Genomic DNA, 16,371 nt, shown 5'->3' on the forward strand with positions numbered 1-16,371 from the left:
CACAGACGCAAGCTTGGCAAACATACCACAATGCTGCTTTGCAGCACGCGAATTTGCCCTTAACCGTTCGGGGTGGATTACAATTCGGCTTTTTTTCGACCAGGAGAAACCGCATGAGCGGTCCTATCACGCAAACCACCGAGGCTAAAATCCCTGAGTTCAGGCAGATCATGGGTCACCCTGCTCCGCTCTGGATGCTGTTTATGTCCGAATTCTGGGAACGCTTTGCGTTTTACGGGATCCGCTGGGCGCTGGTACTGTACATCGTTTCGCAGTTTTACCACGGCGATGCGTCGGGCCAGGCGGCAGCCAACCTGACTTACGGTTCCTACCTGGCGCTGGTGTATGCCGGTGCATTGTTCGGCGGCTATGTCGCCGACCGCGTGCTGGGCTACCAGCGTTCCATCCTGGTCGGCGCAAGCTTCATGGCGGCCGGCCTGTTCATGATCGCCATCCCCGACCCGACCATCTTCAAGTTCGGCCTGGCGACCATCATCGTCGGTAACGGCATGTTCAAGCCGAATATCTCGACCATGGTCGGCAAGCTGTATTCGCTGGACGACACCCGCCGCGATTCCGGCTTCACCATTTTCTACATGGGCATTAACGTCGGCGGCTTCCTGGCCCCGATCATTACCCAGCTGCTCGCGCAGAAAGTCTTCAACACCGGCGACACGCCGGCTTACAAGATCGTGTTCATCTCTGCCGGCGTTGGCATGATCATTTCGCTGTTCTGGTTCTACCTGGGCCGCCGTAGCCTGAAAGGCATTGGCGAACCGGCAGCGGAAGCCAAGAGCCCGATGCGCATCGCTTACGTCTCCCTGGGCGCACTGGTCATGATCCCTGTCGTGTACAGCCTGCTGGCACTGGGCGCAGAAAAACTGCAAGGCGTGCTGTCGGTGCTGTTCCTGATCCTGGTGGTGATGCTGATCGTCGAAGGCGTGCGCAACGGCCCTGTGGCCCGCGACAAGACCATCGCCATGATGGTGATCTTCGCCTTCAACATCATGTTCTGGTGCTTCTTCGAACAGGCAGGTTCCTCCTTCACCTTCCTGGCCGACCAGATCGTGAACCGCGAACTGGGCTTCATGACCTTCCCGGTTGCCTGGTTCCAGTCGGTCAACTCGCTGGCCATCATCTTCTTCGCACCGGTTGTGGCAGCAATCTGGGTCTGGATGGGCAAGCGCGGCCAGAACCCATCGATCCCGCGCAAGTTCGCGCTGGGCATTATCGGCAACGGCCTGGCCTTCGGCCTGCTGATGTACGCGCTGACCCACCTGGTCGACGACAAGAAAATGATCCCGTTCTGGACCCTGTTCATGGTCTACGTGATCCAGTCCATCGGTGAGCTGTGCCTGTCCCCGATCGGCCTGTCGATGGTGACCAAGCTGGCCCCGACCCGCCTGGTTGGCATGGGCATGGGCGGCTGGTTCCTGTCCACCGGCATCGGCAACAACCTGTCCGGCATCGTCGCCTCGATGATGTCCGGCGAGCACGGCATGACCGTTGAATCGGCGCTGACCGGCTACACCCAGGGCTTCTGGATCCTGATCGGCGGCGGCGTGCTGCTGTTCATCCTCGCCCCGTTCATCCAGAAACTGATGCACGGCGTGAAATAAAAAAATGGGGTACGCCCCCATTTTTCAAGCAAAAAAAAGGCAGCTTCGGCTGTAATGCCGTTCAGTTAAGACTGAACGGCATTTTTCTTTCTGGATGTTGTAAACGTTGATCGGGGCTGTTAACCTGCGTCACATGCTTGATGACGCACTCCATTTTCTCGTGCAAGCCCAGGAATGCCCGGACTGGGCGCGACTAGGTCAGCATTTGCCCTGCGAGTGGGTCGAGCAAGCGGTCGCGTACACTGGCAAAGCAAGCATCCGTCAACGCCGCCTGCCGGCTGAGCAGGTAGTGTGGCTGGTAGTTGCACTTGCGCTGTATCGTCATCAGTCCATCAGCGAAGTGGTGGATGATCTGGACCTGGCATTGCCGGATGCGCAGGTGCCCTTTGTAAGCAAGAGTGCGGTCGCGCAAGCACGGCAACGCCTTGGTGCTGAACCCTTGCGGGCGTTATTCGAGATATCGGCTAAAGCTTGGTCGGAACAAGACGGTAAGCAATATTTATTCAAGGGGCTGAGCCTGTTTGCGATGGACGGCACGACTTTGAAGACGGCCGATACGCCAGAACATCGCAAGCATTTTGGCTATCACGTTTCTCCCAGCGGGCGAATCTCCAGCTATCCGCAGGTGCGGGGTGTGACTTTAACTGCCGTGCCGACGCACCTGATCCGCGATGCGAGGTTCGGCCCTTATGGAATCAACGAAATGCTCTATGCTAAAGAGCTGCTCACATCGATTCCTGATGACTCGCTCACTGTTTTTGACAAGGGCTTTCTGTCGGCTGAGATTCTTTGCGGCCTGGCTAATGGTGGAACCAACCGCCACTTCATCATTCCCGCGAAGGCCAATACCAAATGGGAAATGGTCTGTGGCACACCGGACGACGGCATCATCGAGATGCGCGTATCGCCCCAAGCACGCAAGAAATGTCCGGCTCTTCCCAAAGCATGGCGCGCTCGCGCCATCACAGTCATCGACCAGAGCGCACGCAAATACGTACTACTGACATCACTGTCCGATATCAAGCGCTATGCGGCTAAGGACATCGCCGCCTGTTACGCGAACCGCTGGCAAATCGAGACCAGCTACCGTGAACTCAAACAGACAATGATGGGCATGGCATTGACTCTGCGCAGCCGTACTGTGGAACGCGTCTACCAGGAAATCTGGGGCACACTGACCGCCTACAATCTCATACGTCTGGAAATAGCCAAGGCAGCGCTGGCAGTGAAATGCGCGCCGATAGAAATCAGCTTCATCCGTGCATTCCACACCATTCAATACGAACTGCACTGGGCTGCTGTGACCCGCGCGCAGGGCAAACTTCCTGCACTGATGCAACGCCTTCGCCAGCGATTGGTCATGCTCCCAAATGAAGGACGGCCCGGTCGAAAAATCGACCGGGCCGTCAAAGCCCTGCCTCAGCGATATGTCGTTCGATACCTGAAAAAGGATCTTAACTGAACGGCATTACAGCTTCGGCTGCCTTTTTTTCAGTTTGCTGCAAGCCAGGCGTCGAGCCTGGCTTCGGCTCCGGCAGGCAAATGCAGTCCGAGCTTGGAGCGGCGCCACAGGATGTCGGCCGCAGTGACAGCCCATTCCTTGCGGCGCAGGTAGTTCACTTCCGCCGCGTACACGCCAGGCAGGATCTCTTCCCCCATGTCGGCCAACGATGCGCAGCCTTCGAGCAGCGTATGAACGCGCGTGCCGTAGGCACGCACATAGCGCTTCACCAGTTCCTGCGGCAGCCAGTCGTACTTGACCTGCACTGCGGCGGCCCAGGTGCAAAATTCCAGCACCGAACGGTTCTGCGGCATGGCGCCGAACAGGTCGCCGCCCGGCAGGCAGGCCATTTCGGTCCAGCCTTTTTCCGGCCGGCCGAGCGTCTTGCACAGGATGTCCGTTGCGTCTTCGGCCAGCTTGCGGAAGGTCGTGATCTTGCCGCCGAAGATATTCAACAGCGGCGCCCCTTCCTTGTCGAGTTCCAGGAAATAATCCCGCGTAACAGCTTTGGCATCGGCCGCTGCGTCTTCCAGCAATGGACGCACGCCGGCGTAGGTCCACACCACGTCGGCCGGGCGCACCGGCTCGCGGAAGTACTCGCTGGCCAAGTCGCACAGGTAGCGGATTTCGCTTTCTTCAATCGTTACACGCTGCGGATCGCCCTTGTATTCGAGGTCGGTGGTGCCGATCAGCGTGAAGTCGCGTTCATACGGGATGGCGAACACAATGCGCCCATCCCTGTTCTGGAAAATATAGGCCTGGTCATGCTCGAAGATGCGGCGCACCACGATATGGCTGCCTTTCACCAGGCGCAGGTTGCGCGACTGCTGCTTGCCCCCTGCCGACTGGATAAAGGACTGCGCCCAGGGCCCTGCCGCGTTCACTACGGCCCGCGTGGTGATGCGTTTTTCCGTACCGTCAGCCTTGCGCAGCGTGGCTACCCAATGGTCGGCATGGCGCTCGACGCCGACGCAGCTGGTGCGGGTCAGGATGCAGGCCCCTTTGGCGCAAGCGTCCATCGCGTTCAGGACCACCAGCCGGGCATCGTCAACCCAGCCATCGGAGTACTCAAAACCGGCACTGAAGGACTCTTTCAACGGCCGTCCCGCCGGATGGCAACGCAGGTTGATGCCGCGCGAACCCGGCAGCAGCTCGCGCTTGGCCAGCATGTCGTAGAGGAAAAGGCCGGCGCGAATCAGCAGCGCCGGGCGCTGGCCGGCGTCGTGCGGCATCACGAAGCGCAACGGCCACATGATGTGGGGCGCACTGCGCAACAGCACTTCGCGTTCCGCCAGCGCTTTGCGCACCAGCCGGAATTCATAGTATTCCAGGTAGCGCAGGCCGCCGTGGATCAATTTGGTGGAGGCGGACGAAGTGTGTGACGCCAGGTCATCCTTTTCGCACAGGACGACGCACAGCCCGCGGCCCGCCGCGTCGCGCGCGATGCCCGCCCCATTGATCCCGCCGCCTACTACCAGTACATCGCAATCTACGTCCGCCATCCGTTCCCCGGCTACTGTTTATAAACTACGCCTTCTTTCATCACGAATCCTACCTTCTGCAGCAGCGTGATGTCTTTCAATGGATCGCCCGCCACCGCCACGATGTCGGCCGCAAAGCCCGGCTCCAGCGAACCGAGGCGGCTCGACTGGCCCAGCAGCGATGCGGCGCTGAGCGTGGCGGAGCGGATTGCTTCCAGTGCAGGCATGCCGGCTTCCACCATATAGGCGAATTCCCTGGCATTCTCGCCGTGCGGGAAAACACCGGCATCGGTGCCAAAAGCGATCTTTACGCCGGCCTTGTAGGCGCGTGCAAACGTGCCCTGGATTTGCGGCCCGATGGCGGCCGCTTTCGGACGCACCAGGGGCGAATAGTAATTCGGTTCCCTGGCCTTGTCGGCGACGTAGCGGCCGGCGCTGATGGTCGGCACGTACCAGCCGCCGGTTTTCCTGAACAGGGTAATGGCCTCGTCGTCCATGAAGGTACCGTGTTCGATCGAATCCACGCCTGCCTTCAGGGCGCGCTTCATGCCTTCCGCGCCGTGCGCGTGTGCAGCGACCTTGAACCCGTAATCCCTGGCTGCGGCGATCAGCGCCTTCAGTTCGGCGTCGTCGAACTGCGAATTCATGCCGCTGCTGGCCTGGCTCAGGACGCCGCCGGTGGCGCTGATCTTGATCACGTCGGCGCCCTCCTGGTAGCGGGCGCGCACAGCCTGGCGCGCTTCGTCGGGGCTGTTGACCACGCCCTCGTCCGGGCCCGGCGCGCCGTGCAGGTGGCGCAATTCGCGCGACTGGCCGTTGCTTGGGTCGCCATGCCCGCCGGTAGTGGCAATCGCTTTGCCGGCTGTGAACATGCGCGGGCCGGGAATGGCGCCGGTGTTGATGGCGCGCTTCATGGCGATATTCAAGCCTTCATTGGCGCCCAGGTCGCGCACCGTGGTGAAGCCGGCCTTGAGCGTGCGTTCCGCAAAGGCGACCGAATCGTAGGCCCGGTCGATGGCATCCAGCGTCATCTGGCCGCGCAGGGCCTCGACCTGCGGCTGGGTCTGGCCGGTCAGGTGCACGTGCATGTCGATAAAGCCTGGCATGCAGGACATGGAGCCCAGGTCGACGTCGCCCTTGCCCTTGGTCGGTTCGATCGCCTTCACGGAGCCATTCTCGATATGGACCGTGACATTCTCGCGCCATACGCCTGCCTTGACGTCCAGCAGCCGGCCGCAATCAACCGTCATGGCATTCGCCGCCCCCATCGTCAGCAACAGGCCCGCCGCACCCAGTTTCCTCATCGTCCAATCCCCTTTAACGTGTGGATTTCTCTCGCGCCGCCCAAAGGAGCAGCGCCATGATTACAGCATAAGGCAGCAAGGACAGCAAATCCGCCATCGGCCCGCTGAAGAATGGATTGCTGGTTTCGGCCCATGCGGTCACCGCCGCGTCGAAATTGGTCAGCACGCCAGCCGTGATCGCGATCACGATGCCGGCAAGCGCGCCGCCAGCGATATAGCCGGACGCCAGCAGCACGCCCTCGCTGCGGTCGCCTGCCGCCTGCAGCGCTTCCTCGCTCAAGCCGGCGTATTGCGGCAGCTTGTTGTTACGGCGGTCGGCCAGCCAGCGCAACACGCCGCCTACGGCAATCGGCAGCGTGGCCGATAGCGGCAGGTACACGCCAACCGCAAACGACAAGGACTGCACGCCCGACATTTCAAGCACGATGGCAATCATCACCCCCAGCATCACCAGCGTCCACGGCAACTGCTGGTCGAGGATGCCCTTGATGATATAGGACACCAGGACCGCCTTCGGCGCATCGTATTTGCGCACCTCGGTACCGTCCGGGCGCTTGTGGTGCGTGCCGTTGATGCCAGGATCAACGAACCAGACCGCCTTGCCGTCCGGCGCCACCAGGTATTTGCCTTCAGGCCCGCCCTGCGCGTCTGGTTTCTGCCACACTTTGTAGGTAGCACTGTCGCCGGCCGCCTGCGGTCCGTCCAGACGGGCCGTCGCAGTCAGCCTGGAAGCGTCGGTCGCCAGTCCGGGCGCAACCTGGGTAGCCGGCACATACACCGTGCTGGCATTATTCAACTGCAGCAGGATCGGGCCAAGCAGCAGGGCCGATGCAAGCGAGCCCACCAGCATGGCGTATTGCTGCAAGCGCGGCGTGGAGCCAACCAGGAAGCCGGTCTTCAAGTCCTGCGACACCGTGCCGGCATTGGCGGAAGCGATGCAGACAATCGCACCAACCGACAGCGCCGTCACGTAATACTGGCCGCCGGTCCAGCCAACCATCAGGAAGATCAGGCAGGTGAACAGCAGCGTTGCCACCGCCATGCCGGAAGTCGGATTGGACGACGAACCTATTTCGCCGGTCAGGCGCGACGAAACGGTGGAGAACAGGAAGCCGAACACCAGGATCAGCAAGGCACCCAGCAGATTCATATGCAGCGGGGCCGCGGCGGTGATGACCGCAATCAGGGCCAGGCAACCGATTACCACCCACTTCATCGGGATATCCTGCTCGGTGCGGCGCGTAGCGTCAGCCTTGCTGCCCTTGCCGACGCCGGACAAGCCGGCCGCCAGGCTGCGCCAGATCATCGGCATGGCGCGCAGCAGCGCAATCAGGCCGCCCGCCGCCACAGCACCGGCGCCGATATACAGGATGTAGGCGCCGCGCACATCGTCAGGACCCATTTCGGAAATTAGCATGGTGCCCGGCGCCAGGATCGTGCTCAGCGGGTCGCCGAAGAACTTGATCATCGGGATCAGCAGCAGGTAGGACAGCACGCCGCCTGCCGTCATCGTCAACGCAATGCGCGGACCGATGATATACCCCACCCCCAGCAGCTCCGGCGATACTTCGGCGCCGATCGAGCCACCCTTCAGCGGCGCACCCAGCACAACGTCCGGCGTATCCTTCCAGCCCTTGAACGAGACATTGAGCGCCTTGTACAGCAGCCCGATGCCGAAACCGCCAAAGATCAGCCGCGCACGGCGCCGCGCGTCGCGCGCCGCGTCCGACTCGCCCTGCACCGGCTCGCCAGCGGCCTGGCGCGAAGAATCACTGGCCGCAGCCTTCAGCACCTCGGCGCATGCCGTCCCCTCGGGGAATTTCAGCTCATGATGCTGGTCCACGATCATGGTGCGGCGCATCGGGATCATCATCAGGATGCCGAGCAGGCCGCCCAGCACGCCCACCAGCATCACGCGCCAGATTTCAAGCTCAAAACCCAGAATCAGGATGGCCGGCATGGTCACGCCCAGGCCAAAGGCAATCGATTCGCCCGCCGAACCGGCAGTCTGCGCAATGCTGTTCTCCAGGATGCTGGCGTCCTTGCCGCCCATTTTCCTGGCCAGGCCGAAGAAAGTAATCGCAATCACCGCTACGGGAATCGATGCGCTGACAGTCAGGCCCACCTTGAGGACCAGGTACAGCGAAGAAGCGCCAAACACCATGCCCAGCAAGGTACCGAGGAACAGGGCGCGGAAGGTCATCTCCGGCAGCCGCGCCTCGTCGGGTATATAGGGACGGAACACGTAAATCCTTTTAGACTAAAACACCTAGGACTATGGCATATCTAGCAATGAAGTAGCAACTATCGAGTAGTCTATAATGCCCCGACTTAGCAACCGTGAGAGCTGATTTGATCAATCGTCCTTCCTGGCTGAACCGCCGCAACGTCATCCGCGCCAGCATCGGCGCCAGCCTCACCGCCCTGGCCGGCGGCATTGCCCTGGCCTGTTATGCGGCCTTTGTGATCCGTCCCAACCTGCCTACCCTGGAAGCGGTCACCGATTATCGCCCCAAGATCCCGCTGCGCATCTATACCGCAGACAAAGTGCTGATCGGCGAATTCGGCGAAGAGCACCGCGACTTCACCCCGATCGCCGAAGTGCCTGACCTGATGAAGAAGGCCGTACTGGCGATCGAAGATTCGCGCTTCTATGAACACGGCGGCATCGACTGGGTGCGCGTGCTTGGCGCGGCCCGCGCCAACCTGCGCGGCAGTTTCCGCCAGGGCGGTTCGACGATCACCATGCAGGTGGCGCGCGATTTCTACCTCAGCAAAGACAAGTTCCTGTCGCGCAAGCTGGCCGAGGCCATGCTCGCCTATCGCATCGAGGATGCGCTGGACAAGGACAAGATTCTCGAGCTGTACATGAACAATATCTACCTGGGCCAGCGCTCCTACGGCTTTTCCAGCGCCGCCCAGGCTTACTTCGGCAAATCGCTGAAGGAACTGTCGATTGCCGAAACGGCGATGCTAGCAGGCCTGCCGCAAAACCCGTCGCGCAATAACCCTGCAGTCAATCCGAAGAAGGCGCGCTCGCGCCAGCAAGTGGTGCTGCGCCGCATGTTCGAGCTCGAATACATCACCGAAGCGCAGTACGAAAAGGCGAAGAAGGAGCAGCTTCACGTCAACCACCGCGGCCAGGAGTTCGACGTCCATGCCGAATACGTGGCCGAACTGGCGCGCCAGGCCGTCTTTGCGCAGTACAAGGAAGAGAGCTACACCAAGGGCATCAACGTCTACACCACCATCCAGTCGCGCGACCAGGAAGCTGCCTACGATTCCGTGCGCCGCAACGTGGTGGCCTACGACCAGCGCCACGGCTACCGCGGCCCTGAGGCGTCGATCGAACTGCCCGCCGACGAAGAAGAGCGCGGCGATGCCATCGACGAAGTATTGGGCAAGCGCGTGGTCAGCGACGGCCTGATTCCGGCCGTCGTGCTGGAAGCCAGCCCTACCCTGGTCAAGGCGGAAACTTCGGACGGCGACGTGCTGTCGATCAGCGGCGACGGCCTGAAACTGGCCGCGTCCGCACTGTCGAGCAAGGCCAAGCCGGCTATCGCAATCCATCCCGGCGCCGTAATCCGCGTCATGCAGACCGAAAAGAAAGGCTGGGCCATCACCCAGGTGCCTCAAGTCGCCGCTGCCTTTGTAGCGCTGGACGCCAATACCGGCGCCTACCAGGCAATGGTGGGCGGCTTCGACTACGGCCTGCAGAAGTTCAACCACGTGACGCAAGCCTGGCGCCAGCCGGGTTCCTCGATCAAGCCGTTTGTCTACTCCGCCGCGGTCGCCAAGGGCTTCGGTCCAGGCACCGTGATCGCCGACGAACCGCTGGAACTGCCGGGCAGCTCGATCGGCCAGCCGTGGAAGCCGCAGAATGACGACGGCAAGTTCGATGGCCAGGTCAGCATGCGCCGCTCGCTGGCGGCATCGAAGAACGTACCGTCGGTGCGCATCCTGCGCGCTGCCGGCCTGGATGACACCCATGCCTACCTGGCCCGCTTCGGCTTCGACCTGTCGCGCCATCCAAAGAACTTCACCATGGCCCTGGGCACCGGCGCCGTCACGCCGCTGCAACTGGCTGGCGCCTACGCGGTCTTCGCCAATGGCGGCTACAAGGCTACGCCTTTCCTGATCTCGCGCGTGACCGACTCCAAGGGCGTGCCGATCATGGATATCCAGCCGCCGGCGCCTGCCAACTCCGGCGAACGCGTGCTCGACGAGCGTAATGTCTTCATCATGGACAGCATGATGCGCGACGTCGCCCGCAGCGGCACCGGCGCAGCCGCCGGCCGCCTGGGCCGCCCTGACCTGGCCGGCAAGACCGGCACCACCAGCGATTCCTTCGACGGCTGGTTCGCCGGCTACGGCGGCGGCGTGGTGGCGGTAGCCTGGATGGGCTACGACGATCCGAAATCGCTTGGCGGCCGCGAGTTCGGTGCAACGCTGTCGCTGCCGATCTGGATGGACTATATGCGCTCGGCCCTGCCGAAGCATCCCCCGCTCGAGCGTCCGGCGCCGGAAGGCGTGGTGCAGTTGAACGGCGACTGGCTGCTGGAAGAATACGCCAACGACCCGACGGTGCTGGCGATCGACATGGGCGAAGTACCGGGTGAAGGCGAGCAGCCGGAGCCGGCCGACGGCACGCCGCAGCCGCCAGCCGCGCCGGCCGCGCCAGCGCAGCCTGCACCGCCGGTCCAGCCTGCGCTCCAGCAGATCCCGCAACAGCAAGCCCCGGTAGGTACTTGAACATGCCGGGCCCGGCTCCATCGTTCCGGCGCCGGCGCCTGCTCGGCGCCGCGGCGGTGTTCGCGCCGCTGGCGGCCATGGCGCCGGCGGCCTGCGCGGCCCGCCGTATCCCGCGCGTCTGCATGATCCTGTTCCGCGGCGAGACCGATGTGGAGGCCGGTTTCCACCAGTGGTTCAAGGACAACCGCCTGCAAGCGGAATTCATGGTACGCAGCGTCGACATGGACGCCAGCCGCGTGCCGGCCTTGCTCGATGAAGCCCGCGCCTGGCACGCGGACCTGATCTACACCTGGGGTACGCCGGTCAGCCTGGCGGTGGCGGCAAGGGAGTTTAAAATCCCCATTGTGTTCACCATGGTTTCCGCGCCGATTGCGGCCGGGCTGGTGCAAAGCCTGGCCACCTCCCGCCGCAACCTGACAGGCGTCAGCCACGTGGTGCCGGCGCGCCAGCAAATGAGCGCCATCCTCAGTTACCGCCGTTTCGACCGGATCGGCGCGATATTCAATCCGAACGAAGTGAATGCAAGGGTCGCCATGCGCGAAATGCGCGCAGAGGCCGAACGCATTGGGGCCGAATTCACGGCCCACCCGGTCCCGCTGGACGATACGGGACAACCGCGCACCGACGCCATCCCGGGCATGCTGACCGGTCTCGCCGAGAACAAGGCGCAGCTACTCTATATCGGCCCCGACAGCTTTATCGCTTCCCAGCGCATCCTGGTCACTGAAACCGCGCTGGCGCTGGGGCTGCCGGTGTTTTCCGCCGCCGAAGTCGCGCTGCGTGACGGCAGTGCATTGTTTGGCCTGGTGGCTGGCTATATGAATGTCGGGCGCCTGACTGCCCATAAAGTAGCCCAGATCCTGTACCATCGCGTCAAGCCCGCCGCGCTTCCGGTTGAAACGCCGGGCACCTACTCTTACCTCGTCAACATGGACGTGGCACGCCAGCTCGGCATGATGCCGCCGGCGCGCGTGCTGCAGTTTGCGGAGCAAATCAAATGATCCCGCTGTCGCCGCCGGTATTGCAGCAAATGACCATAGGCCTGGCCTATGGATTGACTGACGTCGGCACTGTACGCCCCAGCAACCAGGACAACTTGCTGCTGCTGCCGGAAATAAATCTGGTCGCGGTTGCCGACGGCATGGGCGGCCACGTCGGCGGCGACATCGCCAGCACCGAAGCCTTGCTGCTGGTGTGGAAGCACCTGCGCACCCAGCACGTCCCTGGCAGCGACGCCGAGGCGCTGCGCCAATTGCATGAGGCAGTCCTTTTCGCCAACAGCACCCTGTTCCACAATAATTCGGCTGCAGGGCTGGCAGATGGCTATGGCATGGGTACGACGCTGACCGGCATGTGGCAGCCGCATGCCGATGGCCCGGCTTTCATCTTCCACGTCGGCGACAGCCGTATCTATCGCTACCGCGACGGCCACCTGGCGCAGCTAACGCACGACCAGACCCTGTACCAGCAAGCGCTGGAAGCGGGCATGAAAGGTATCCTGCCGCCGCGCAACCTGCTGCTGCAGGCGATCGGGCCGGCCGAAGAGGTGCGCCCGGACGTATTCTCGCAGCAGCTGGCGCCAGGCGATATTTACCTGCTGTGCAGCGATGGCCTGTATGGCGCGTCAACGCACGAGGCCCTGGCAGCGCTGCTGGGCAGTGCCGGCCCGGACAACCTGCCGCAAACCTGCGCCGCACTGGTCGAAAAAGCCAAGCAGGACGGCAGCCGCGATAACATCACGGCCGTCCTGCTGCTCTGCCGCGCTTAAAACTCTTCCCAGTCCTCGTCAGGCTTGCCCACCGCGGCAGCAGGACGGCGTGCACCGGCCCGCGGCGCGGCATCGGCCTGCGCCTCGCGATCCGCGCCGCCCGCAGCGACGGCCGGTGCCGCCATTTCATTGCGCCGGGCCGCACGCTGCTCGCTGCCGCGCGCCGGCCGCGCCACTGCCAGCGCCCTGGCCTGCGTTGATGGCCGCCGTGCCGGCGCCTCGGCCTCCAGACGGGCCATCGCCGAAGCATCCAGCTTGAACACGCCCACCACTTCCATCAGCCGCGCCGCCTGCTCCTCCAGCGCCGCCGACGCCGCGGCGGCTTCCTCGACCAGCGCCGCATTCTGCTGCGTCACATGATCCATCTGGCTGATCGCCGTATTAATCTGGTCGATGCCCGCGCTTTGCTCCTGCGTCGCCAGGCTGATTTCGGAAATGATGTCCGTCACCCGCTGCACGCTGGTAACCACCTCGCCCATGGTCGCTCCGGCCTCGCCAACCAGCCGGCTGCCAGCGCCAACCTTCTCCACCGAATCGCCGATCAGCTGCTTGATCTCCTTCGCTGCCGCCGCCGAACGCTGCGCCAGGTTGCGCACCTCCGATGCCACCACCGCAAAGCCGCGCCCCTGCTCGCCCGCCCGCGCCGCCTCCACCGCGGCATTCAGCGCCAGGATATTGGTCTGGAAGGCAATGCCGTCGATCACGCTGATGATGTCCACGATCTTGCTGGACGACTCGTTGATCGAATCCATGGTTTCCACCACGCGTGCCACTACCTCGCCGCCCTTGGCAGCCACCGTGGATGCCGTTTTCGCAAGCTGGTTCGCCTGCAGGGCATTATCCGAATTGTGGCGTACGGTGGAAGTCAATTCCTCCATCGACGAGGCGGTTTCCTCCAGCGAGCTGGCCTGCTCCTCGGTGCGGCTCGACAGATCCATATTGCCGGTAGCGATTTCCGAAGTGGCATTCGCGATCGTGCCGGTCCCTTTGCGCACCTGGCCCACAACGCGGATCAGGCTTTCGTTCATGTCTTTCAGCGCCTGCAGCAACTGGCCGGTTTCCTCTTTCGTCTCGACCACGATGTCGCTGGTCAGATCGCCCGCCGCCACAGTTTGTGCCACCTGCACCGCCGACTCGATCGGCCGCGTGATCGCCAGTGCGATATACCAGGCAATGACGATCGCCAGCACCATCGCCACCGCGGCCGTCGCCATCATCGTGCGCTCCGCCGAAATGACTGTCTCGGTGCCGGACTTGATGGAGTCCTGCGCGATGCGGTCGTTAAGCTCTATGATCCTGTTCAGGCTATGTTCCGCCTTGGCGAATAACGGTCCCGAAGCCTGGTACTGCTGGAAGAACTGGGCAAACAGCTCCTTCTGCTTCGCTTCGTCCTTGTTTCCGGCCAGCGCGGAGACGGTTCCGCCAAGCTTCCCATCGGCCCCCTTCCAGGCATCCCATTCGGCTACAAACTGCTTCCACATCACCGCTTCTTCATCGGTTTGCGGCAGCGGCTCGTACTTCTTCCAGCCGGCCATTGCTTTCGCCCAGGCCGCGTCACGCGCTTTCGCCACCTCAGCGAATTTGGCCTGCGCCTGGTAATCGTTCTCGTAGATCGCCGTCTGCAGGGTCGCCTTATCGACCGCCGTCTGGCCCTCGCTCAGGACCAGCAAGCCGTAGATGGAAGGCAGGCGCACCACGCCTATCTCGTTGACCGACTCGCCCACACTGGCGATACCGCGGTAGCCGGAGACGCCAAGCACCGCGAGCGCCAGCATCATTACCGCCACCAATACCGCCAGTTTCCATTTGATCAAGAGATTCTTGAACATGACTCCACCCTTTCTTTCGAGGCAACATTATTAATCTTGTGGTATTTGGTGAGATTGTGCTCTTATCAGATGAATATCGAGCTTAAATTCCCGTGCGTCAACGCAATCCAGCCCCCACGCGCCATTCATGCAACAAAGTGTTTTGGCACTGAAGGAACCCACCGTGCTTATTCAGCAATCTTGCCGCGCTGCCCGCCGCCGGTGCTAGATTGGGCTCTCCCACCACCAATCAGCACAGGAGGCTTTATGAAGAAGTTCGTCTGGCAGCTGCTATCGGTCCTGTTCATCGCAATCACCTCACTTCCCGCTTCCGCAACCGGCTACACGCAAACCCGCTACCCCATCGTCCTTGTCCACGGCCTGTTCGGCTTCGACAGCCTGGGCCCCCTCGAATATTTCTACGGCGTACCGGGCGCCCTGCGCAGCGGCGGCGCACGGGTTTATGTAACCTCGGTGTCGGCGGCCAACAGCACGGAAGTGCGCGGCGAACAGCTCCTGTTCCAGGTTCGCCAGGTACTTGCCGCCACCGGTGCGGAAAAGGTCAACCTGATCGGCCATAGCCACGGCGGCCCGACCTCGCGCTATGTCGCTTCGGTGCGGCCCGACCTGGTCGCCTCGGTGACCAGCATTGGCGGCGTGAACAAAGGCTCGAGGGTGGCGGACGTGCTGGTCGGCGCAGCCCCGGACCTGGTCTACAGCGTTGGCAACGCCCTGGGCGGCTTCCTCGGCCTGATTTCCGGCAGCTCCTCGCTGCCCCAGGATGCCTATGCCGCGGCACAGTCGCTCAGCACCGCCGGCACCGCCGCTTTCAACGCCCGCCATCCTGCCGGCCTGCCCTCGACCTCCTGCGGCGAAGGCGCGCACCAGGCCAATGGCGTGTATTACTTCTCCTGGAGCGGCGCGACGCCCTATACCAATTTCTTCGACCCGGCCGACCCTTTCCTCGCCGTCACCTCGATTGCTTTCGGCGGCGCCAAGAATGATGGCCTGGTGGCGAGCTGTTCGTCCCATCTGGGCCGCGTAATTCGCGACGACTACTGGATGAACCACCTCGATGAGGTCAACCAGATGGTAGGCATCACCCACCTGTTTGAAACCAGTCCGGTCACGCTGTTCCGCCAGCACGCCAACCGTTTGCAGGGTATGGGCCTGTGAGTACCCGGGGACGGATGGCATGGGCGGCGTGTGGCCTGGCAGCTGCCGCTGTCGCCGCACTATGGATACATGGCGCTGCAGCGCCGTCGGCGCCGGCGCCCGGGTCAAGTGCACCGCCGGCGCCGGCGAGCACGCCCCCCTTCGTCCCCTCCATGGCCGGCACCCAGCCTGACGGCCGGCTGGGTGCCGCTGCCGGCGATACACTCGAAGTCGACGCCGAACTACGCCACCTGTTCGACTACTACCTGTCGGCACTGGGCGAAGCGGAGCTGCCGGCCATCCGGGCCGGCATTGAGAAGGAGCTGGAGAAGCGGCTGAAACCCGGCGCAGCCGCCGATGCCAGGCGGCTCCTCGGCCAATACCTGGCCTACAAGCGTGCCCTGGCCGAGGCCGAGCGCAGCCAGGGAGCGCCCGCTTCCGGCACTTCGTTCGCCGCCGCCGCCCGCGGCCGCCTTCTCGCCATGCAGGAATTGCGCAAACGCTATTTCACGCCCGCCGAAGCCGCCGGCCTGTTCGGCGATACGGATGCCCGCGACCAGGATGCCATCGCCCGCCTGGCGCTGCTGGACGACAAAACCCTGGCGCCGGACCAGCGCCTGCAACGGATGGCCGACCTTGACCGCAGGCTGCCAGCCGGGCTCCAGGAGGAACGGACCGCCCCGCTGCGCGTGCTGAACGTGGAGCAGCAGGTCGAAACCGCCCGCAGGGGCGGCGCCGGCGACGATGAGGTGTACCGCCTGCGCGCAGCAGCATTCGACCCGCAAGCCGCCGGCCGGCTGGCCCAACTGGACCGGGAACAAGGCGAATGGCTGCGCCGGATCAGCGCCTACCGCACTGCAAGCGCCGGCTTAGGCGGCAACCAGGCCGCAATCCAGCAATTGCGCGATAGTCTTTTTACATCGTGGGAACAGAAACGGCTGGGCGCCTACGAATAGGTGCTTGCACTATAATGTGGGGCCAGC

At 63.0% G+C, this 16,371-nt stretch carries 11 protein-coding genes; 7 read left to right on the forward strand and 4 right to left on the reverse strand.

The genetic code is table 11. The features are described 5' to 3' along the window. Positions 1-113 precede the first annotated feature (113 nt). On the forward strand, positions 114-1,619 hold the full coding sequence (locus ASD07_RS05515) for a peptide MFS transporter (protein WP_055926528.1): 1,506 nt from the start codon (positions 114-116) through the stop codon (positions 1,617-1,619). Between the two features lie 133 nt (positions 1,620-1,752). Further along, a complete protein-coding gene (locus tag ASD07_RS05520; RefSeq protein ID WP_055926530.1) occupies positions 1,753-3,081 on the forward strand; it encodes an IS4 family transposase in 1,329 nt (442 codons plus the stop codon). A 29-nt stretch (positions 3,082-3,110) separates the two neighbouring features. Here the strand turns inward: ASD07_RS05520 and glpD are convergent, their stop codons facing one another. The 3 genes from glpD to ASD07_RS05535 are packed head-to-tail and all read right to left on the reverse strand — an operon-like array spanning position 3,111 to position 8,150. Continuing rightward, positions 3,111-4,622: a glycerol-3-phosphate dehydrogenase gene (gene glpD, locus ASD07_RS05525; protein ID WP_055926533.1), complete on the reverse strand. Its 1,512-nt coding sequence runs from the start codon at positions 4,620-4,622 to the stop codon at positions 3,111-3,113. 11 nt (positions 4,623-4,633) lie between these two features. Then, positions 4,634-5,905, reverse strand: a complete 1,272-nt coding sequence (locus tag ASD07_RS05530) for an amidohydrolase family protein (RefSeq protein ID WP_055926535.1) — start codon at positions 5,903-5,905, stop codon at positions 4,634-4,636. A gap of 13 nt (positions 5,906-5,918) precedes the next feature. Beyond that, positions 5,919-8,150, reverse strand: coding sequence for an OPT family oligopeptide transporter (locus ASD07_RS05535; RefSeq protein ID WP_229207062.1), 2,232 nt, complete (start codon positions 8,148-8,150; stop codon positions 5,919-5,921). A 107-nt stretch (positions 8,151-8,257) separates the two neighbouring features. On the opposite strand from ASD07_RS05535, the gene ASD07_RS05540 reads away from it, so the two are divergent. The 3 genes from ASD07_RS05540 to ASD07_RS05550 are packed head-to-tail and all read left to right on the forward strand — an operon-like array spanning position 8,258 to position 12,425. Continuing rightward, positions 8,258-10,657: a penicillin-binding protein 1A gene (locus ASD07_RS05540; protein WP_229207063.1), complete on the forward strand. Its 2,400-nt coding sequence runs from the start codon at positions 8,258-8,260 to the stop codon at positions 10,655-10,657. A 2-nt stretch (positions 10,658-10,659) separates the two neighbouring features. Then, a complete protein-coding gene (locus ASD07_RS05545) occupies positions 10,660-11,658 on the forward strand; it encodes an ABC transporter substrate-binding protein (RefSeq protein ID WP_055926539.1) in 999 nt (332 codons plus the stop codon). Next, positions 11,655-12,425 carry a PP2C family serine/threonine-protein phosphatase gene (locus tag ASD07_RS05550; RefSeq protein WP_055926541.1) on the forward strand — a complete coding sequence of 257 codons (771 nt, stop codon included), beginning with the start codon at positions 11,655-11,657 and terminating at the stop codon, positions 12,423-12,425. The genes ASD07_RS05545 and ASD07_RS05550 overlap by 4 nt, the downstream gene beginning before the upstream one ends. Here ASD07_RS05550 and ASD07_RS05555 read toward each other — a convergent pair. Continuing rightward, positions 12,422-14,254 (reverse strand): methyl-accepting chemotaxis protein, encoded by a 1,833-nt coding sequence (locus ASD07_RS05555; RefSeq protein ID WP_055926543.1) that lies wholly within the window; start codon positions 14,252-14,254, stop codon positions 12,422-12,424. The genes ASD07_RS05550 and ASD07_RS05555 overlap by 4 nt on opposite strands. Positions 14,255-14,500: 246 nt before the next feature. Here ASD07_RS05555 and ASD07_RS05560 point away from each other — a divergent pair, with 246 nt between their 5' ends. Together ASD07_RS05560 and ASD07_RS05565 are read left to right on the forward strand one after the other, a co-directional pair. Then, positions 14,501-15,409: a triacylglycerol lipase gene (locus tag ASD07_RS05560; RefSeq protein ID WP_055926545.1), complete on the forward strand. Its 909-nt coding sequence runs from the start codon at positions 14,501-14,503 to the stop codon at positions 15,407-15,409. Further along, positions 15,406-16,344: a lipase secretion chaperone gene (locus ASD07_RS05565; protein WP_156397885.1), complete on the forward strand. Its 939-nt coding sequence runs from the start codon at positions 15,406-15,408 to the stop codon at positions 16,342-16,344. Before ASD07_RS05560 ends, ASD07_RS05565 begins: the two co-directional genes overlap by 4 nt. The last annotated feature ends 27 nt before the right edge of the window (positions 16,345-16,371 follow it).

The organism is Duganella sp. Root336D2 (genome assembly GCF_001425005.1).
GTDB lineage: Bacteria > Pseudomonadota > Gammaproteobacteria > Burkholderiales > Burkholderiaceae_D > Rugamonas.

Bases quoted from the DNA above. Each gene is read 5' to 3' on its own strand.
- ASD07_RS05515 (WP_055926528.1), top strand. From the start codon at position 114: ATGAGCGGTCCTATCACGCAAACCACCGAGGCTAAAATCCCTGAGTTC.
- ASD07_RS05560 (WP_055926545.1), top strand. From the start codon at position 14,501: ATGAAGAAGTTCGTCTGGCAGCTGCTATCGGTCCTGTTCATCGCAATC.
- ASD07_RS05550 (WP_055926541.1), top strand. From the start codon at position 11,655: ATGATCCCGCTGTCGCCGCCGGTATTGCAGCAAATGACCATAGGCCTG.
- ASD07_RS05520 (WP_055926530.1), top strand. From the start codon at position 1,753: ATGCTTGATGACGCACTCCATTTTCTCGTGCAAGCCCAGGAATGCCCG.
- glpD (WP_055926533.1), bottom strand. From the start codon at position 4,622: ATGGCGGACGTAGATTGCGATGTACTGGTAGTAGGCGGCGGGATCAAT.
- ASD07_RS05555 (WP_055926543.1), bottom strand. From the start codon at position 14,254: ATGTTCAAGAATCTCTTGATCAAATGGAAACTGGCGGTATTGGTGGCG.
- ASD07_RS05545 (WP_055926539.1), top strand. From the start codon at position 10,660: ATGCCGGGCCCGGCTCCATCGTTCCGGCGCCGGCGCCTGCTCGGCGCC.
- ASD07_RS05530 (WP_055926535.1), bottom strand. From the start codon at position 5,905: ATGAGGAAACTGGGTGCGGCGGGCCTGTTGCTGACGATGGGGGCGGCG.